Here is an 18,057-nt window from a genome sequence, read left to right as displayed (position 1 = left end):
GATCAAAAGATCGCAGCCTTCGGCAGCTCCTACAGGATTACGTGTTAAATCGCGTTATGGGTCTTCAACCAGCCCAGGCCTGCTTCGGTGGTGGTCAACGGCTTGTATTCGCAACCGACCCAACCCTGGTAACCGATGCGGTCCAGGTGTTCGAACAGGAAGCGGTAGTTGATTTCACCGGTGCCTGGTTCGTTGCGCCCCGGGTTGTCCGCGAGCTGTACATGGTTGATCTCGCCCAGGTGCGATTGCAGGGTGCGGGCCAGATCGCCTTCCATGATTTGCATGTGATAGATGTCGTATTGCAGGAACAGGTTGGCGCTGCCGACCTGCTCGCGAATCGACAGGGCTTGCGCCGTGTTGTTCAGGTAGAAGCCTGGAATGTCACGGGTGTTGATCGCTTCCATCACCAGTTTGATGCCCGCCGCTTGCAGCTTGTCGGCTGCGTACTTGAGGTTGGCGACGAAGGTTTTTTCCACGGTAGCGTCGTCAAAACCCTGCGGACGAATACCGGCCAGGCAGTTGACCTGGGTGTTGCCCAGCACTTGCGCGTAAGCGATGGCCAGATCGACACCGGCACGGAACTCTTCAACGCGATCCGGCAGGCAGGCGATGCCGCGCTCACCCTTGGCCCAGTCACCGGCCGGCAGGTTGAACAGCACTTGGGTCAGACCGTTGGCGTCGAGCTTGGCCTTGATTTCGGCGGAGCTGAAGTCGTACGGGAACAGGTATTCGACACCACTGAAGCCGGCCTTGGCGGCCGCTTCGAAACGGGCGAGGAAGTCCTGTTCGGTGAACAGCATGGACAGGTTGGCTGCGAAACGCGGCATGGTGGTCTCCCGTTGCAAATTAATGATGATGGCCCTGTGTAGGAGCTGCCGAAGGCTGCGATCTTTTGATCTTGATCTTCAAAACCAAAGATCAAAAGATCGCAGCCTGCGGCAGCTCCTACAGGGGCATCAGGCCATAGCGAATCAGTCGAGCAACGAAATCGCAGTCGGTGCGTCGTTGCCGACCAGCGCCAGGTCTTCGAATTCGTTGACGGCGTTGATCTCGGTACCCATGGAAATGTTGGTCACGCGCTCCAGGATGATCTCGACGATCACCGGCACCTTGAACTCTTCGATCAGCTCCTGGGCCTTGCGCAGGGCAGGCTGGATCTGAGCCGGTTCGAACACACGCAGTGCCTTGCAACCGAGGCCTTCGGCAACCGCGACGTGGTCGACACCGTAACCGTTGAGTTCCGGAGCGTTGAGGTTATCGAAGGACAGCTGCACGCAGTAGTCCATGTCGAAACCGCGCTGCGCCTGACGGATCAAGCCCAGGTACGAGTTGTTTACCACCACATGAATGTACGGCAGCTTGAACTGCGCGCCCACTGCCAATTCTTCGATCATGAACTGGAAGTCATAGTCCCCCGACAGGGCCACGACTTTACGGTTCGGATCAGCCTTGACCACGCCCAGCGCTGCCGGAATGGTCCAGCCCAACGGGCCAGCCTGACCGCAGTTGATCCAGTGACGCGGCTTGTAGACGTGCAGGAACTGCGCGCCGGCAATCTGCGACAGACCGATGGTGCTGACGTAGCAAGTGTCTTTGCCGAACACCTGGTTCATTTCTTCGTAAACGCGTTGCGGCTTGACCGGAACGTTGTCGAAGTGGGTCTTGCGTTGCAGGCTGGCTTTGCGCTGTTGGCAGTCTTGCAACCAGGCGCTGCGGTTTTTCAGTTTGCCGGCGGCTTGCCATTCGCGAGCGACTTCGATGAACACGGTCAGCGCGGCAGCGGCGTCGGACACGATGCCCAGGTCCGGGGTGAACACGCGGCCAATCTGAGTGCCTTCGATGTCGACGTGAATGAACTTGCGGCCTTCGGTGTACACATCGACCGAACCTGTGTGACGGTTGGCCCAACGGTTACCGATACCCAGCACCACGTCGGATTTGAGCATGGTCGCGTTGCCGTAGCGGTGTGACGTCTGCAAGCCCACCATGCCGACCATCAGCGGGTGATCGTCAGGGATGGTGCCCCAGCCCATCAGGGTCGGGATAACCGGAATACCGGTCAGCTCGGCGAACTCGACCAGAAGATCGCTGGCGTCGGCATTGATGATGCCACCACCGGCCACCAGCAATGGACGTTCAGCCTGATCGAGCAAGGCCAGAGCCTTTTCGACTTGAATGCGGCTAGCGGTCGGCTTGGCCAACGGCAGTGGCTGGTAAGCGTCGATGTCGAATTCGATCTCGGCCATCTGTACGTCGAACGGCAGGTCGATCAGCACCGGGCCTGGACGGCCGGAGCGCATTTCAAAGAAAGCTTTCTGGAACGCGTAAGGCACCTGGCCCGGTTCAAGAACAGTGGTCGCCCACTTGGTGACTGGCTTGACGATGCTGGTGATGTCGACAGCCTGGAAGTCTTCCTTGTGCATACGGGCGCGGGGTGCCTGGCCGGTAATGCAGAGGATTGGAATCGAGTCGGCCGAGGCGCTGTAGAGCCCGGTGACCATGTCGGTACCGGCAGGGCCGGAAGTCCCGATGCACACGCCGATGTTGCCGGCCTTGGTGCGGGTGTAGCCCTCGGCCATGTGCGAGGCGCCTTCAACGTGGCGAGCGAGTACGTGATCGATGCCGCCGACTTTTTGCAGGGCGTTGTACAGCGGGTTGATGGCTGCACCCGGGATGCCAAAAGCGGTATCAACCCCTTCACGGCGCATCACCAGAACGGCGGCTTCGATTGCTCTCATTTTGCTCATGGTTTTGTGCCTCTTTACGTTTTGTAATTGTATACAAGTGGCTTTGCGCAGAGTGTATTCACGGCGGACGGCGCAGGTCAATCCATTTTCTCAAGCGGTCGTTTCATTCGTCGGAAGCCCAATATACTGTGGCTTTTCGTCGCATGTGGCGCTTTTCGAGAATTATTGTATACAAAAAAATAATTCATTGTGTTCTATTTGTTGCATCGAGCTGCGGCGCAAGCGCGCAGCCCAACGACTTTCCGAAAAACAAAATGAGGACGGCACCATGAGCGCTTTAACCTTGAAAGTCGCAGTCAACCTGGTCAACGAGGCCATCACTGCAGGGCGTGCAATCTCCGCAGCGCCCCTGACCATCGCAGTGCTGGATGCCGGTGGGCATCTGATCACCCTGCAACGCGAAGACGGCGCCAGCCTGCTGCGCCCGCAGGTCGCCATCGGCAAAGCCTGGGGCGCCATCGCCCTGGGCAAAGGATCGCGCCTGCTGGCACTGGACGCCCAACAACGTCCGGCCTTCATTGCCGCATTGAATAGCCTGGGGCAGGGCAGCGTCGTGCCGGCACCGGGTGGCGTGTTGATCCGCGATCAGGGCGGGAATGTGCTGGGGGCGGTGGGGATCAGCGGGGATCTGTCGGACGTTGATGAACAGTGCGCCATTACAGCGATCGAGGCGTTGGGGTTGACGGCGGATGCGGGGGTTGTGGCTTGATCTTCGGCGCCTGAACAAATGCCATCGCGAGCAGGCTCACTCCTACAGGGTTTGTGGTCAGACACAAAATTGTCTGGATGCCTGAACCTCTGTAGGAGTGAGCCTGCTCGCGATAGCTATCTACCAGACACATTCAGCCAATAGTTCGTCCACCTACTTGAATCCACAGGGCTAGTCTTCTCATGACCTAATCATGGGAGGCAAAGGAATGCCGGATTTACCTGCCGCAAATCGATTGCGCATCGGGCGCTATGCCGAAGCCAGTCAAATTTATCTGTTAACCACCAACACATTTCACAGGACCCCGGTGTTCGAGAATTTCACCTTGGGTCGGTTGGTTGTTGATCAATTTCGAAATGCACAGAATCTAGGCTTAGCCAATTCGTTGGCCTGGGTAGTCATGCCAGATCACTTTCATTGGCTGATTGAGTTGCAGAAGGGATCTTTGAGTGAGCTGATGCAAAAAACCAAGTCGATGAGTACCAAAGCTGTAAAGCAGTCTACTGGTCGAACTACCAGTCTCTGGCAGAGAGGTTTTCATGACCGGGCATTGCGGCGGGAAGAGGATTTGGTGAAGTTGGCGCGGTATGTCGTGGCCAATCCGTTGCGGGCTGGGCTGGTGAAAAAGCTTGGTGACTATCCGCTGTGGGATGCAGTGTGGGTTTGAACCGAGTTGCCCTCATCGCGAGCAGGCTCACTCCTACAGGGGAATGCATTCCAAATGTAGGAGTGAGCCTGCTCGCGATGGGTAGCACTGCGGTCTATCAGTCCGGCTCACACCCCTTCAACACCAACCGGATTATCGTCTGAGCCGCCGCTTCATAATCCTCTTCATCCAGCTTGGCCTTGCCGGTGATGGCGGTGATTTGCCAGTCGAAGTCGGCGTAGGTCTGGGTGGCGGCCCAGATGCTGAACATCAGGTGGTTGGGGTCGATCGGGGCGATCTGGCCGCGGTCGATCCAGGTCTGGATGCAGTCGATGTTGTGCTTGGCCTGGCCGTTGAGTTGTTCGACCAGGTCGGCGCTCAGGTGCGGGGCGCCGTGCATGATTTCGCTGGCGAATACCTTGGAGGCAAACGGCAAGTCACGGGAGATACGGATTTTCGAGCGGATGTAGCCACTCAGGACTTCGCTCGGCACGCCGTCGGGATTGAACGGGGTCGAGGCCTGCAGGATCGGCTCGATGATGCTTTCCAGGACCTCGCGGTAGAGGTTTTCCTTGGATCTGAAGTAGTAGTAGACGTTGGGCTTGGGCAATCCCGCCTTGGCTGCGATATCGCTGGTTTTGGTCGCAGCGAAGCCCTTGTCGGCAAATTCTTCACTGGCGGCACGCAGGATCAGTTGTTTGTTGCGCTCGCGGATGGTGCTCATAAACCAGGGGGTTCCTTGCCTGTTCTGGCGGTTGCGCATGGTAGCACCGGCCTTTGGCGGCGCTCAAGAATGCTCCGTGCGGCGCTCGGCCACGCTATGCTGCACCGCATTCACTCTAGAAGGAAACCCGATTCATGGCAGGAAGCAGTTTGCTGTTGCTGATCGACGACATTGCTGCGGTGCTGGACGATGTGGCGTTGATGACCAAAATGGCCGCCAAGAAGACCGCCGGTGTACTGGGCGACGATCTGGCGCTCAATGCCCAGCAGGTCAGCGGCGTGCGTGCCGAACGGGAAATTCCCGTGGTCTGGGCGGTGGCCAAGGGTTCGTTCATCAATAAACTGATCCTGGTGCCGTCGGCATTGGCCATCAGCGCGTTCATTCCGTGGCTGGTCACGCCGTTGTTGATGGTCGGCGGTGCCTACCTGTGTTTTGAAGGGTTCGAGAAACTCGCCCACAAGTTCCTGCACAGCAAGGCTGAAGATCAGGCCGAGCATGCTGAACTGGTCGAGGCCGTGGCAGACCCGGCGGTGGATCTGGTGGCGTACGAGAAGGACAAGATCAAGGGCGCGATCCGCACCGACTTCATCCTCTCGGCGGAAATTATCGCAATCACCCTCGGCGTCGTGGCCGAATCGGCGCTGACCCAGCAAGTCGTCGTGCTCTCGGGTATCGCCATCGTTATGACTGTCGGCGTTTACGGGTTGGTCGCGGGCATCGTCAAGCTCGATGATCTGGGCCTGTGGTTGACACAAAAGCCCGGCCAGATGGCCAAAAGCATCGGCAGTGGAATTCTGCGCGCAGCTCCCTACATGATGAAAAGCCTGTCGGTGATCGGCACGGCGGCGATGTTTCTGGTCGGTGGCGGCATCCTGACTCACGGTGTGCCGGTAGTGCATCACTGGATCGAAAGTGTCAGCGCAGCGGCGGGTGGTGCCGGGTTTATCGTGCCGGTGTTGCTCAATGGCATCGCGGGCATTGTGGCGGGGGCGGTGGTGTTGGTTGGGGTCATGGCTGTCAGCAAAATCTGGAAAGCGCTGAAAGGCTGAAGTCAGCACATTAAAAATGTAGGAGTGAGCCTGCTCGCGATGGCGGTGTATCAGTCAACGTTGATGCTGACTGATACACCGCCATCGCGAGCAGGCTCACTCCTACAGGTTTTTGTGTAGCCGAAATTACTCGGCAATCTGCAACTTGCGCGCCTCGGTGTACACGTAACGCACCTTCTCGTACTCGAACGGCGAGTTCATCTGGCCGTAGCGGAAACTGGTCTGGTAGCGCCTGTCGATGCCGCGCAGAACCCACACTTCCGGATGGTTGGAACTGACTTCGGCAACATTGAGGAAGTTGATCGCCGACTCGGCGCTGAAGTCGACCACCAATCCGCCGGTATCACGCAGGTTCGAAGGGCCGAGGATCGGCAGCACGAAGTAGGCGCCACCCGGTACGCCATAGAAACCCAGGGTCTGGCCGAAGTCTTCGCTCTGGCGCGGCAGGCCCATGGCGGTGGCCGGGTCCCACAGGCCGGCGATGCCGATCGTGGTGTTGAGCAGCAGTCGCGCCGTGGTCTCCATCGAACGCTGGCCCTTGAACTGCAACAGGCTGTTCAGCAGGTTTGGCACGTCGCCAAGGTTGTTGAAGAAGTTGCTGACGCCGGTGCGCAGAAAGCTCGGCGTGATGTAGCGATAGCCATCGACTACCGGCAGGAACACCCATTGGTCGAACCGGTAGTTGAAGTGGTAAACACGGCGATTCCACTCTTCCAGCGGGTCGTAGACGTTCAGCGCGCTGAGTGTCGAGCGCTCGAACTCGCGCTGGTCCAGTCCCGGGTTGAACTTGAGCTTGCTCAGTGGCTCCTTGAAGCCGTCACTGTCGACAACCACCGGGGCGTTGGCCTTGCTGTTGTCGGCATTGGCAGCGCTTGCACAGAGTAACGCGGCGAGAAGCAGGAGATATTTAGCCACGGAAGAACTCCAGCATGGCGTCGCTGTTGACGCGATAGTTGATGTTGCCGCAGTGACCGCCCAACGGGTAAACGGTCAGGCGATCGCCGAAGGTCTTGCGCAGGAAACCGAGGTCGCCCGGGCCGAGGATCACGTCGTCGGCGTTGTGCATGACGGCGATTTTCGGGCTGTCGTGCAGGTAGTCTTTCAGTGCATACAAACTCACCTGGTCGATCAGTTGAAGCAGGCTGCCGCCGTCGGTGCGGGCACGCCACATCGGAATCACTTGCTCGGTGATGTAGCAATCGAAATCGCACTGCAGCGCACGCTTGAGGTATGGCGTGAGGCTGGTGCCTTCCGTGATGGGCGTTTTAGGCGGAGTGATCAGGCCGCGACGGTTGATCAGGTCCGAGGTGAAGGCAATGTCGGCCGCCGAAAAACGGAACGAGGTGCCAATCAGCATCGCCATCTGTTCGTTGGTCAGGTGCTGCTTGGACTGCTGGAAGTCATACAGCAGCGCATCGTTGAGATCGATGTAGCCCTTCTGCTGGAAGTAGCGGGTCAGTTTGTTCAGCACCAGTTCATAGAACGTGGTGGTGTTGTTGATGCCCTTGACCTCGGTTTGTACCAGTTTGTCGAGGTTGGTGATCGAGGTGTAGAGGTTGACCGGCGGGTTGAGCAGCAGGACTTTCTTGAAGTTGAAGCTGCGGCGGGTTTCATCCAGGTGCGCGACGAATGCGGCATCCAGCGCACCCAGGCTGTAGCCCGTCAGGTAGTAATCGGTGACAGGCAGCGTGGGGTTTTGCGCACGTACCGATTGCATCACCCGGTACATGTCCTCGGCGTCGTCCTTGGAAATGCCCGGCGTGGCGAAGCGTGATGCGGCGCTCATGAAGTCGAAACTGGTGGGCGACGACAGTTGCACCACGTGATAACCAGCCTGGTAGTAGAGCTTCTTCAGGTACTCGTTAAGGCTGCTGTCATAGCGCGCGCCGGTGCCGGCGATCAGGAAGATCAGCGGCGCGGGTTTATCCTGCGTGGCGATGCGATAGGTGAGTTTCTTCACCGCCCAGAAGTTGTCCGGCAGTTCGAAGGCCCGTTCCGGGCGCAAGGTCAGGGTGCGGTCGGACTGATTGATGTCATCGTCCAGCGGCAAATCAGGACGCAGGTCCGGTGGTGTCGTGGCGATGGTCGCCTCGAACGGGTTGGTCAAGGGGTAGCCATAACTGGCGGCGTCGATGTCGACCGCCAGTGCGGACGCACTCAATATAAGGCCGCCAAACAGGGCGGCGAAGCGCAAGGAACGGAGCATGACTAGATCCCTTAGAAAAGGTGCCGAATGAAGTTCGCTGGCTGTGACCACTGAATTTGCGCCAAAGTGCCACGCATCGGCACCAAACAGGCTTAATTCGAAGTAATAGTAGCTGGACGATACACTTTGCAGCGATTGAATGACCAGTTAACAGTTGTTATCGCTTGCGTAAGGCTGTCGGGCGATTAAGCTGGCCGCCGTTTTCGTCAATTGGAGTGCTTCATGTCCCGCCGTCTGCCCGTGATTCTGCTGCTTGTTTTGTTGCCCCTGTGGCTGGCCGCCAGTTACGGCGCGCGTTATGGCTTCATGGAGGATGCGCAGTGGGTCGGCATTTGTGTGGATGAGGCGAGCCGCTGGGAATGCCAGGTTCGTTCGAACCTGGGGCTGATGATTCACTTCAATATTCTGGGTTATGGCGCGCTGGCCGCTGCCATCATTGGCTTCGTTGTGCCGGGCCGTGCAGGGTGGTGGCTGGCGGTGTTGGCGCTGGTGCTCGGGTTCCCGGCATTGGCGTTGTACAACACGACGCTGGCGGTGTTTGCGGTGGTGATTGCCGGGTTGCGGTTGGTCAGGGCGCCTCGTAGTGCCTGATAGATAGCTATCGCGAGCAGGCTCGCTCCTACAGTTGTTTTTTGTGGCTCACGAATTTTGTGTTCACTGAAGAACTAATGTGGGAGTGAGCCTGCTCGCGATGAGGCCTGAAGTCGCACTGGATTTTCATTGTCGAACTATCACTTCTGATAGTAGACGGCCGATCCAAATGCTCCGAATCTAGCAATCCATCCCTCTGGATATGAATCGGAGCAAGACCATGACCCTTCAGCGAGACACATTGCTGTGCCGCTATTACTACGATCCGCAGGATCGGATTGCCGGTTGTTCGCCGCTGAATCAGGACAGTGTTCAGCGCTTCTATCGGAAAGACCGTTTGACCACAGAGATACAAGGGCAGGGCCGGCATTCGGTGTTTGAGCACGAAGCGCAGATTCTGGCGCAGCAACAAAGTCACGCCGGGAAGTTTGACTGTGCATTGCTGGCGACCGATCTACAGCGTTCCGTTCTGCATTTGGTTTCCGCCGGCCGCCATCAGCAAACTGTTTATTCCCCTTATGGTCATCGCTTTCCCGAAGGTGGCTTGATCAGTCTCTTGGGTTTCAATGGTCAACGGCGAGATCCGGTGACTGGGCATTATTTGCTGGGGAATGGGTATCGGGCCTTCAATCCGGTATTGATGCGATTCAACAGCCCAGACAATTTGAGTCCGTTTGGGAAGGGTGGGGTGAATGCGTATGCGTACTGTGCGGGAGATCCGGTTAATCGGGTGGATCCGACGGGGCATCATTTTGCTGTTGTACTTTTCACCGGGTTAACTCCTCGGGTGTTAGTGCAACGCGCCTACAGTGTTGTGGATTCGACTGTACGCAGCTTGGCGGGTAAAGCAGTCGATGCTGTTAATAACCTGCGTCCGTCTTATCGAGCAGCCAAGGCTGATGAGCTAGTTAGGACCACTAATGTCGAACGGCTTGCGAGCATCGATAAATACAACAGAATCAAAAGCCATCTGACGGATGCCCCGCCCTTTACTGCTACCAGGAGCTACGCCGCTGTCCAGAAAGCAGCGGTTGAAGATTTTATTGGTCCCCGATACCTGGAGAATGCTCCAGCTCAAGATTTCAACCAATTACTTGAGAACTCGGCTTTGGCCGATGCAAGTCTGAAAAGGGTTATCGCGGATGATCGCGCGCTACAACTTGAGCGAGTTCAAATGGATGCGGCGGTTCAAGCATGGCAGCAAGCCACGGGCTTCGGGATGGCTGATCTCATGCGTAATAATCAACTTGCACAAGCTATCCGAAGGACAAACTGATTTCCTCCGAATAGTCCATTATCGGTTTTGGCCCTAGCGAACCCGCAAACACCGCCAGCATGCAGCCACCATCAACCCACTCACCAACGCCCAACCCCAAGCCTGCTGGTTCTGCAATCCTTCACGAAACAACTGCGGCGCAATGCCAGCTCCGATGATGAAGGTCAACAACGCAATCTCCCGACGCGGTACGCTCACCGGGCGGCACAGATACACCAGCGCTGGCACGATGAACGCCACGCTCGGGAAGCTGCGATAGCGCGGGTCGAACACCAGTTCCAGCATGCTCACCGCAGCAGCAAATCCGACCACCGCCACCAGCCAGCCTGCCCGACGTTCCAGCGCGTTGAACGCCTGCCCGCGCCATCCTGTGCGGGGGCTCAGCGTCAGTGCGGCGTGCACCAGCGCCAAAAGATTCAAGGCGGTCAGCAACGCAACCCACAACCATTCACTGGTGAAGCGCGTGGTGACGCGGGCGAGATCGCCCCAAATGCCGAGGGAGCATGCAGCCAATGCGGCAAACAACGGTAGAACCAGCGCTGCGCGTGTGCTGCGAACGCGACCGCCAAGGACAAGCGTGCCAAGGAAAATCAGCCCGCCCACCACCAGCCACTGCGACCAATACGGCACGTTCGACACCGGACCCGCCAGCACGCCTTTGTCCTGACGATCAGCGTCAAACAGCCCCCAGTAACCACCCACAGCACCTTCGCTGGCGCGTTTCCATGGTTGGTCAAACGCCTCGATCAGGTTGTAGTGCCAGCCTTGTTGCTCGGCCATGGTGACAAAACCGCGAATGAACTTGGCTTCGTTGACGCGGCTCGGCAGGGCAGTTTCGCGCTGACGGCCTTCGCTCGGCCAACCGGTTTCGCCAATCATCACGTCCTTGGGCGCGAACTTGTTGCCGAACACCTGGCGCACTTCGGCCACATGTTGCAGTGCGGCATCGATGTTCGACGGATCGTCTTCCCAGTACGGCAGCAGGTGGATGGTCAGGAAGTCCACGGCCGGTGCGATTTCCGGATGCTTGAGCCAGAACTCCCAGACGTCGGCGTAAGTGACAGGTTGTTTGACCTGGCTCTTGACCTTGTTGATCAGTCTCGCCAGTTGCGCGCCGGTGACTTCCTTGCGCAGCAGGGTTTCGTTGCCGACGATCACGGCGGTCACTACATCGGCGTTCGTGTTGGCCGAGGCAATCAGCAGGTCGACTTCTTTTTCGGTGTCCACCGGGTTGCTGTTGACCCAGGCGCCGATCATCAACTTCAAGCCGTGCTTGCGCGCCAGATCGGGCAGGGCTTCGAGGCCGGTCATGGAGTAGGTGCGGATGCATTCGAAACTTTTCGACAGCAGCGCGAGGTCTGCGTCCATGCGCTCGGGGCGCAGATTGAACGGCACGTCGAACGGCGATTGGTCCTTGTCGAACGGCGTGTAGGACGCGCATTGCAGCTTGTGCGTCGCGCTGGCGACATCCGGCAGAATCACCGGTTTACCAATGCCGTACCAGAAGCCGCAGAGGGCGAAGAGCCCCAGCAGGCAGGCGAATAGATAAGCAAAAAAAGGAAAGCGGGATGTCGCGGACATGGTCAGGCCGTCTGGGAGCAAAGCGGCGCATGTTACCTGCATTTGTCGGGTGCTTGGTGGCCCGCATAATTTTGACATGCAAAGTTCGGGCGGATTGACCGGAGCGACAGCGGTGATCGAGATTAATGGCGTTGTGATGTCGTTTCTCGATGTTTTGAGGTCGCTGGCAGAGAAGGTCGTTGATGGCGTCAGGTTGATTATCGGAAGTGTCAGTACTCCGCTGATGTTCTAACGAATTTGCGGTAAGGCGTGATGGGGGCGCTGTGCACCATAACAATACGTTTAAGCGACTCGGCATCCGTCGAGCGCAGCACTTTCGGGGAAGTAACGATGAAGATGCGACGACTCTTGGGCGCAGGTGCCGCTTTGGTGCTGGCGATCAGTTCTACCGTGGCCAGCGCCGCAGGCAAAGAAGTGACTATCGGTTATGTTGACGGCTGGTCGGACAGCGTCGCCACGACCAACGTCGCTGCCGAAGTGATCAGGCAGAAACTCGGTTATGACGTGAAGCTGCAGGCCGTCGCGACCGGGATCATGTGGCAAGGCGTGGCTACCGGCAAACTCGACGCGATGCTGTCGGCCTGGCTGCCAGTGACTCATGGCGAGTACTGGACGAAGAACAAGGATCAGGTCGTCGATTACGGCCCGAACTTCAAGGATGCGAAAATCGGCCTGATCGTGCCGGAGTACGTCAAGGCCAAGTCCATCGAGGACCTGAAGACCGACGACACCTTCAAGAATCGCATCGTCGGCATCGACGCCGGTTCAGGCGTAATGCTCAAGACCGATCAGGCGATCAAGGACTACGACCTGACCGGCTATCAACTCAAGGCCAGTTCCGGCGCCGGCATGATTGCCGAGCTGACCCGTGCCGAGAAGAAAAACGAATCCATTGCCGTGACCGGTTGGGTGCCGCACTGGATGTTCGCCAAGTGGAAACTGCGCTTCCTCGAAGACCCGAAAGGCGTGTACGGCGCGGCTGAAACCGTGAACAACATCGGCAGCAAAGGCCTGGAGGCCAAAGCACCGGAAGTGGCCAAGTTCCTGAAGAACTTCCAGTGGGAATCCAAGGATGAAATCGGCCAGGTCATGCTGGCGATCCAGGATGGCGCCAAGCCTGAAGCAGCGGCGAAGGATTGGGTAGCGAAACACCCTGAGCGTGTGGCTGCCTGGACCAAGTAATCTGAAATCAGGCCTACATATCTTGGTCGATTAACCCTGTAGGAGTTGCCGAAGGCTGCGATCTTTTGATTTTGCTTTTAAAGCGAGAATCAAAAGATCGCAGCCTTCGGCAGCTCCTTCAGTCATATTGATCGCCGGGAAATTGTTTCCTGCTGATAATTGGCGAAAACGTCATGTGGTTCTAAGACTAAGGTCGTCTGGAACCTGCCCCGCAGCCGCATAGAGTGGATACCGTTCCAACTAAATCTGTGCTGCGAGGATAAAAACAATGAACGACAGCATTTACCTCTCGATTCAAAACAGCCCGCGCTTCAAGGAGCTGGTTAGCAAGAGGGAACGATTCGCCTGGATTCTTTCGGCGATCATGCTAGGGCTTTACTCCGGATTCATCCTTTTGATTGCTTACGGGCCGCATGTGCTGGGGGCGAAACTCAGCCCTGAGTCATCGATTACCTGGGGCATACCGATCGGTGTCGGGCTGATCCTTTCGGCCTTCATCCTGACCGGCATTTACGTACGACGCGCCAATGGCGAATTCGACGACCTGAACAATGCGATTCTCAAGGAGGCTCAGCAATGATCCGGCGTCTAATGGCTCTATTGAGCATTGCAGCCTTCGCACCTGGAGCCTGGGCGGCTGACGCCCTGACCGGCGCCGTGCAGAAACAACCGCTGAACGTCGCCGCGATCCTGATGTTCGTGGCGTTTGTCGGTGCGACGTTGTACATCACCTACTGGGCATCCAAGAAAAACAACTCGGCTTCCGACTACTACGCCGCTGGCGGCAAGATCACCGGTTTCCAGAACGGTCTGGCGATTGCCGGTGACTACATGTCGGCAGCTTCCTTCCTGGGTATTTCCGCGCTGGTGTTCACCTCCGGCTACGATGGCCTGATCTACTCGATCGGCTTTCTGGTGGGCTGGCCGATCATTCTGTTCCTGATCGCCGAGCGTCTGCGTAACCTGGGTAAATACACCTTTGCCGACGTGGCGTCCTATCGCCTCGGGCAAACCCAGATTCGCTCGCTGTCCGCTTGCGGTTCGCTGGTGGTGGTGGCGTTCTACCTGATCGCGCAAATGGTCGGTGCAGGCAAGCTGATCCAGTTGCTGTTCGGTCTGGACTACCACGTTGCGGTGATCCTGGTCGGTATCCTGATGTGCATGTACGTGTTGTTCGGCGGCATGCTGGCGACCACCTGGGTGCAGATCATCAAGGCAGTCCTGCTGCTGTCCGGTGCCTCCTTCATGGCGCTGATGGTGATGAAACACGTCAACTTCGACTTCAACATGCTGTTCTCCGAGGCGATCAAGGTTCACCCTAAAGGTGAAGCGATCATGAGCCCGGGCGGCCTGGTGAAAGATCCGATCTCGGCATTCTCCCTTGGTCTGGCGCTGATGTTCGGTACCGCTGGCCTGCCACACATCCTGATGCGCTTCTTCACCGTGAGTGACGCGAAAGAAGCTCGCAAGAGCGTGCTGTACGCAACTGGCTTCATCGGTTACTTCTACATCCTGACCTTCATCATCGGCTTCGGCGCGATTCTGCTGGTTAGCACCAATCCTGCCTTCAAAGATGCGGCTGGCGCGCTGTTGGGCGGCAACAACATGGCGGCGGTGCACCTGGCCAACGCGGTCGGTGGCAGCATTTTCCTGGGCTTCATCTCGGCGGTAGCGTTCGCGACCATCCTGGCAGTGGTTGCCGGTCTGACCCTGGCCGGTGCATCGGCGGTGTCTCACGACCTGTACGCCAGCGTGATCAAGAAAGGCAAGGCCAACGAGAAGGATGAGATTCGCGTCTCGAAAATCACCACCATCGCTCTGGCGGTATTGGCGATCGGGCTGGGTATTCTGTTCGAAAGCCAGAACATCGCGTTCATGGTGGGCCTGGCGTTCTCCATCGCGGCGAGCTGCAACTTCCCGGTCCTGCTGCTTTCCATGTACTGGAAAAAGCTGACCACCCGCGGTGCGATGATCGGCGGCTGGATGGGCTTGATCAGCGCTGTTGGCTTGATGATCCTTGGCCCGACCATCTGGGTGCAGATCCTGCATCACGAGAAGGCTATCTTCCCGTACGAGTACCCGGCGCTGTTCTCGATGATCATTGCGTTTGTCGGTATCTGGTTCTTCTCGATCACTGACAAGTCGACTGCTGCGGACAATGAGCGGGCGCTGTTCTTCCCGCAATTCGTTCGCTCGCAGACCGGTCTTGGGGCGAGTGGGGCGGTATCGCACTAAGGCTTTGAGTTTGTCTGTGTAATTTGTGTTGAACAGAAATGCCCCGGTCGGAAGATCGGGGCATTTTTTATTGGGCGGTTATCGACCTGAATTTGTTGGATGCACCCGATTTTGTAGGAGAGATTCTACTCTGGGCGGCGTTCCGACGATGGCGGCCTGACAGCCAACCAGTCTCTGACAGATGTATCCGCACCTTGTGGGAGCCAGCCTGCTGGCGATGGCGGTCTGACAGTCGAGCTGATTCCGCGTATGCATCAGATCAAAAGATCGCAGCCTCGTTGCACTCGACAGCTCCTACAGAGAAACGCGCATGCCTCAAGAGCCAGGCCGGCCGGTAGGCCGCCTCGCGGTGCCGTGGCGGTATTCGCCCCCTCGAGAGGCCGAGTGGAGGTTCTGCGCAGTGGGCAACCCGGCAAGGATGCCGGGTTAGCCGCCCCCGGCCATGGATGGCCGATGGCGGCGGGCCCACGAAGCAGGACCGGAGCGAGGGCATGCCGAGCCTAGGCGAGGCACCGAACGTAAGGGGCAAGAGCCCTTGGTTACTTGGGGCCGGGCGGCGTTCCGTTTTTCCAAGTGACCCGCCGTAAGGGCGGAACCAGTTGCGGCCGTAACCGCAGAAACGGATATGTACACCATCAAAAGCCGCACAAACAAAAACGGCCCCTATATAAATAGAGGCCGTCTCCGGTACAACTCAACACGCTACAGCAAGAAAAATCTTACTTGCGGTCTTCCAGCTTGGAGATATCACGCGACTCGTAGCCGGTGTACAGCTGGCGTGGACGGCCAATCTTGTACGGGCTGGAGAGCATTTCCTTCCAGTGGGAGATCCAGCCGACGGTCCGCGCCAGGGCGAAGATCACGGTGAACATGCTGGTTGGAATGCCGATCGCCTTGAGGATGATCCCCGAGTAGAAGTCGACGTTCGGGTACAGCGAGCGTTCGATGAAGTACGGGTCGGTCAGGGCGATCTCTTCCAGGCGCATGGCCAGTTCGAGTTGCGGATCGTTCTGGATGCCCAGTTCCTTCAACACTTCGTCGCAGGTCTTCTTCATCACGGTGGCACGCGGGTCGCGGTTTTTGTAAACGCGGTGACCGAAGCCCATCAGTTTGAACGGATCGTTCTTGTCCTTGGCCTTGGCGATGTACTTGTCGATGTTCGAGACATCGCCAATTTCATCGAGCATGGTCAGAACGGCTTCGTTCGCGCCGCCGTGGGCAGGGCCCCACAGTGCGGCGATACCGGCGGCGATACAGGCGAACGGGTTGGCACCCGAGGAGCCTGCCAGGCGCACGGTGGAAGTCGATGCGTTCTGCTCGTGGTCGGCATGGAGGATGAAGATCCGGTCCATGGCCTTGGCGAGCACCGGGCTGATCGGTTTGATCTCGCACGGGGTGTTGAACATCATGTGCAGGAAGTTTTCCGCGTACGTCAGGTCGTTGCGCGGGTACATCATGGGTTGGCCCATGGAGTACTTGTAAACCATCGCTGCCAGGGTCGGCATCTTGGCAACCAGGCGGATCGCGGAGATTTCGCGATGCTGCGGGTTATTGATGTCCAGGGAGTCGTGGTAGAAGGCCGAAAGGGCGCCGACTACACCGCACATGACGGCCATCGGGTGGGCGTCACGACGGAAGCCGTTGAAGAAGGTCTTCAGCTGCTCGTGAACCATGGTGTGGTTCTTTACGGTGCTGACGAACTGGGCCTTCTGTTCTGCGGTCGGCAGTTCGCCGTTGAGCAGCAGATAGCAGGTTTCCAGGTAGTCCGACTTTTCAGCCAGCTGTTCGATCGGGTAGCCGCGGTGCAGCAGAATGCCGTTGTCGCCGTCGATATAGGTGATCTTCGACTCGCAGGAAGCGGTCGACATGAAACCAGGGTCAAAGGTGAAACGGCCCGTGGCCGTCAAGCCCCGAACATCGATAACATCGGGACCAACGGTGCCGGTTAAAATGGGCAGCTCGACGGGGGCTGCGCCCTCGATGATCAACTGCGCTTTTTTGTCAGCCATGTGGCCTCCTATTTATGCTTGAAATCATCAGACAGACCCCCCACGCAGGGCCCGCACCACTATAGTGAGATAAATTCGAATGTCAATTTGCCTAAAGTCTTGCTCCAGAAGGCTTTAACCCGACTTTTTTCTCGAAATTGCCTGCCATTTACGCCTTTTATGTCAGTTGCGCAATCCGCTGTTTGGGTTAGGTCTTTGCGTTGTCATTAGTAGCCTAACTGTCTATACTCGGCCACCGACCGCCAAGGGCTTTTGGGCCTGCTTTATTGGGGGTCGCATCCCTGGGTGGTGGTTACCTGACCAGTGCACTCCCCAACAACTTTGCCCTGATTGTTAGGGGCTCTTCAGTGTGAAAAAAAAGCCGTGAAAAGCCAACGACCTGTAAACCTAGACCTAAGGACCATCAAACTCCCCATCACCGGCGTTACGTCGTTTCTTCACCGTGTTTCCGGCATCATCCTCTTCCTGGGCCTCGGCTTCATGCTTTATGCATTGGGCAAGTCTTTGGGTTCCGAGGAAGGTTTTGTCGACGTGAAGGCAACCTTGACCAGCCCGCTGGCCAAGTTCGTAGCATGGGGCCTCCTGTCCGCTCTGCTGTATCACCTGGTAGCCGGTGTGCGCCACTTGATCATGGATATGGGCATCGGTGAGACGCTGGAAGGCGGCACGCTGGGCTCGAAAATTATCATCGCCATTTCCGTGGTGCTGATCGTTCTGGCAGGAGTTTGGATATGGTAACCAGCGTTACGAACCTTTCGCGTTCCGGTCTGTATGACTGGATGGCGCAACGTGTGTCTGCGGTCGTTCTCGCGGCTTATTTCATTTTCCTGATCGGATACCTCGCTGCGAACCCGGGCATTGGCTATGACCAATGGCACGGCCTGTTCGCCCACAACGGGATGCGTATCTTCAGTCTGCTGGCGCTTGTGGCCCTGGGCGCTCACGCCTGGGTCGGCATGTGGACCATCGCGACCGACTACCTGACGCCGATGGCGCTGGGCAAGTCCGCGACTGCAGTACGTTTCCTTTTCCAGGCAGTATGCGGCGTTGCGATGTTCGCTTACTTCGTCTGGGGTGTGCAGATTCTCTGGGGTATCTGATT

Annotated in this window: 17 protein-coding genes; 10 read left to right on the top strand and 7 right to left on the bottom strand. The window is 57.7% G+C overall.

What is annotated here, in order from left to right; all coding sequences use genetic code 11:
* Positions 1-44: 44 nt before the first annotated feature.
* On the bottom strand, positions 45-827 hold the full coding sequence (gene hyi / locus ACM110_RS25670; protein WP_007971414.1) for a hydroxypyruvate isomerase: 783 nt from the start codon (positions 825-827) through the stop codon (positions 45-47).
* A 144-nt stretch (positions 828-971) separates the two neighbouring features.
* Positions 972-2,747, bottom strand: coding sequence for a glyoxylate carboligase (gene gcl, locus ACM110_RS25665; protein WP_338582335.1), 1,776 nt, complete (start codon positions 2,745-2,747; stop codon positions 972-974).
* A gap of 268 nt (positions 2,748-3,015) precedes the next feature.
* On the opposite strand from gcl, the gene ACM110_RS25660 reads away from it, so the two are divergent.
* Positions 3,016-3,456: a GlcG/HbpS family heme-binding protein gene (locus ACM110_RS25660; protein WP_416129954.1), complete on the top strand. Its 441-nt coding sequence runs from the start codon at positions 3,016-3,018 to the stop codon at positions 3,454-3,456.
* A 208-nt stretch (positions 3,457-3,664) separates the two neighbouring features.
* Complete coding sequence (locus tag ACM110_RS25655; protein WP_416129953.1) at positions 3,665-4,123, top strand: REP-associated tyrosine transposase; 459 nt, start codon at positions 3,665-3,667, stop codon at positions 4,121-4,123.
* 97 nt (positions 4,124-4,220) lie between these two features.
* Here ACM110_RS25655 and ACM110_RS25650 read toward each other — a convergent pair whose 3' ends face one another.
* Positions 4,221-4,826 (bottom strand): TetR/AcrR family transcriptional regulator, encoded by a 606-nt coding sequence (locus tag ACM110_RS25650; RefSeq protein ID WP_416129952.1) that lies wholly within the window; start codon positions 4,824-4,826, stop codon positions 4,221-4,223.
* A gap of 134 nt (positions 4,827-4,960) precedes the next feature.
* On the opposite strand from ACM110_RS25650, the gene ACM110_RS25645 reads away from it, so the two are divergent.
* Positions 4,961-5,875 carry a DUF808 domain-containing protein gene (locus ACM110_RS25645; protein WP_416129951.1) on the top strand — a complete coding sequence of 305 codons (915 nt, stop codon included), beginning with the start codon at positions 4,961-4,963 and terminating at the stop codon, positions 5,873-5,875.
* 126 nt (positions 5,876-6,001) lie between these two features.
* Here the strand turns inward: ACM110_RS25645 and ACM110_RS25640 are convergent, their stop codons facing one another.
* Together ACM110_RS25640 and ACM110_RS25635 are read right to left on the bottom strand one after the other, a co-directional pair.
* The gene (locus ACM110_RS25640) at positions 6,002-6,790 is read right to left on the bottom strand and encodes a VacJ family lipoprotein (protein ID WP_338582330.1); all 789 of its coding nucleotides are present in this window, start codon (positions 6,788-6,790) and stop codon (positions 6,002-6,004) included.
* Positions 6,783-8,081 carry a serine/threonine protein kinase gene (locus ACM110_RS25635; protein ID WP_416129950.1) on the bottom strand — a complete coding sequence of 433 codons (1,299 nt, stop codon included), beginning with the start codon at positions 8,079-8,081 and terminating at the stop codon, positions 6,783-6,785. Before ACM110_RS25635 ends, ACM110_RS25640 begins: the two co-directional genes overlap by 8 nt.
* A gap of 222 nt (positions 8,082-8,303) precedes the next feature.
* On the opposite strand from ACM110_RS25635, the gene ACM110_RS25630 reads away from it, so the two are divergent.
* Positions 8,304-8,672 carry a hypothetical protein gene (locus ACM110_RS25630; protein WP_416129949.1) on the top strand — a complete coding sequence of 123 codons (369 nt, stop codon included), beginning with the start codon at positions 8,304-8,306 and terminating at the stop codon, positions 8,670-8,672.
* Positions 8,673-8,892: 220 nt separating this feature from the next.
* Positions 8,893-9,948, top strand: coding sequence for an RHS repeat-associated core domain-containing protein (locus ACM110_RS25625; protein WP_416129948.1), 1,056 nt, complete (start codon positions 8,893-8,895; stop codon positions 9,946-9,948).
* Between the two features lie 33 nt (positions 9,949-9,981).
* On the opposite strand, the gene ACM110_RS25620 is transcribed toward ACM110_RS25625, so the two are convergent.
* Positions 9,982-11,571: a beta (1-6) glucans synthase gene (locus ACM110_RS25620; protein ID WP_416129947.1), complete on the bottom strand. Its 1,590-nt coding sequence runs from the start codon at positions 11,569-11,571 to the stop codon at positions 9,982-9,984.
* Between the two features lie 288 nt (positions 11,572-11,859).
* Here ACM110_RS25620 and ACM110_RS25615 point away from each other — a divergent pair, with 288 nt between their 5' ends.
* From ACM110_RS25615 to ACM110_RS25605, 3 genes are all read left to right on the top strand, one after another.
* A complete protein-coding gene (locus tag ACM110_RS25615) occupies positions 11,860-12,711 on the top strand; it encodes a glycine betaine ABC transporter substrate-binding protein (protein ID WP_416129946.1) in 852 nt (283 codons plus the stop codon).
* Positions 12,712-12,979: 268 nt separating this feature from the next.
* Positions 12,980-13,291, top strand: a complete 312-nt coding sequence (locus ACM110_RS25610; RefSeq protein WP_150702757.1) for a DUF485 domain-containing protein — start codon at positions 12,980-12,982, stop codon at positions 13,289-13,291.
* Positions 13,288-14,946: a cation acetate symporter gene (locus ACM110_RS25605; protein ID WP_416129945.1), complete on the top strand. Its 1,659-nt coding sequence runs from the start codon at positions 13,288-13,290 to the stop codon at positions 14,944-14,946. Before ACM110_RS25610 ends, ACM110_RS25605 begins: the two co-directional genes overlap by 4 nt.
* Positions 14,947-15,665: 719 nt before the next feature.
* Here ACM110_RS25605 and gltA read toward each other — a convergent pair.
* Positions 15,666-16,955 carry a citrate synthase gene (gene gltA / locus ACM110_RS25600; protein ID WP_338582324.1) on the bottom strand — a complete coding sequence of 430 codons (1,290 nt, stop codon included), beginning with the start codon at positions 16,953-16,955 and terminating at the stop codon, positions 15,666-15,668.
* A gap of 363 nt (positions 16,956-17,318) precedes the next feature.
* On the opposite strand from gltA, the gene sdhC reads away from it, so the two are divergent.
* Positions 17,319-17,693, top strand: coding sequence for a succinate dehydrogenase, cytochrome b556 subunit (sdhC, locus tag ACM110_RS25595; protein WP_154851239.1), 375 nt, complete (start codon positions 17,319-17,321; stop codon positions 17,691-17,693).
* Positions 17,687-18,055, top strand: coding sequence for a succinate dehydrogenase, hydrophobic membrane anchor protein (gene sdhD / locus ACM110_RS25590; RefSeq protein WP_007977503.1), 369 nt, complete (start codon positions 17,687-17,689; stop codon positions 18,053-18,055). The genes sdhC and sdhD overlap by 7 nt, the downstream gene beginning before the upstream one ends.
* The last annotated feature ends 2 nt before the right edge of the window (positions 18,056-18,057 follow it).

The organism is Pseudomonas sp. NFX98, from assembly GCF_047784845.1.
Classification (GTDB): Bacteria; Pseudomonadota; Gammaproteobacteria; order Pseudomonadales; family Pseudomonadaceae; genus Aquipseudomonas.
This window is presented reverse-complemented; position numbering and strand designations above follow the sequence as displayed.

What these genes read in the sequence shown, in the direction of transcription:
- sdhD (WP_007977503.1), top strand. Translation starts at nt 17,687, where the DNA reads ATGGTAACCAGCGTTACGAACCTTTCGCGTTCCGGTCTGTATGACTGG.
- ACM110_RS25635 (WP_416129950.1), bottom strand. Translation starts at nt 8,081, where the DNA reads ATGCTCCGTTCCTTGCGCTTCGCCGCCCTGTTTGGCGGCCTTATATTG.
- ACM110_RS25625 (WP_416129948.1), top strand. Translation starts at nt 8,893, where the DNA reads ATGACCCTTCAGCGAGACACATTGCTGTGCCGCTATTACTACGATCCG.
- ACM110_RS25660 (WP_416129954.1), top strand. Translation starts at nt 3,016, where the DNA reads ATGAGCGCTTTAACCTTGAAAGTCGCAGTCAACCTGGTCAACGAGGCC.
- ACM110_RS25620 (WP_416129947.1), bottom strand. Translation starts at nt 11,571, where the DNA reads ATGCAGGTAACATGCGCCGCTTTGCTCCCAGACGGCCTGACCATGTCC.
- ACM110_RS25655 (WP_416129953.1), top strand. Translation starts at nt 3,665, where the DNA reads ATGCCGGATTTACCTGCCGCAAATCGATTGCGCATCGGGCGCTATGCC.
- hyi (WP_007971414.1), bottom strand. Translation starts at nt 827, where the DNA reads ATGCCGCGTTTCGCAGCCAACCTGTCCATGCTGTTCACCGAACAGGAC.
- ACM110_RS25605 (WP_416129945.1), top strand. Translation starts at nt 13,288, where the DNA reads ATGATCCGGCGTCTAATGGCTCTATTGAGCATTGCAGCCTTCGCACCT.
- ACM110_RS25645 (WP_416129951.1), top strand. Translation starts at nt 4,961, where the DNA reads ATGGCAGGAAGCAGTTTGCTGTTGCTGATCGACGACATTGCTGCGGTG.
- ACM110_RS25630 (WP_416129949.1), top strand. Translation starts at nt 8,304, where the DNA reads ATGTCCCGCCGTCTGCCCGTGATTCTGCTGCTTGTTTTGTTGCCCCTG.
- ACM110_RS25650 (WP_416129952.1), bottom strand. Translation starts at nt 4,826, where the DNA reads ATGAGCACCATCCGCGAGCGCAACAAACAACTGATCCTGCGTGCCGCC.
- gcl (WP_338582335.1), bottom strand. Translation starts at nt 2,747, where the DNA reads ATGAGCAAAATGAGAGCAATCGAAGCCGCCGTTCTGGTGATGCGCCGT.
- ACM110_RS25610 (WP_150702757.1), top strand. Translation starts at nt 12,980, where the DNA reads ATGAACGACAGCATTTACCTCTCGATTCAAAACAGCCCGCGCTTCAAG.
- gltA (WP_338582324.1), bottom strand. Translation starts at nt 16,955, where the DNA reads ATGGCTGACAAAAAAGCGCAGTTGATCATCGAGGGCGCAGCCCCCGTC.
- ACM110_RS25615 (WP_416129946.1), top strand. Translation starts at nt 11,860, where the DNA reads ATGAAGATGCGACGACTCTTGGGCGCAGGTGCCGCTTTGGTGCTGGCG.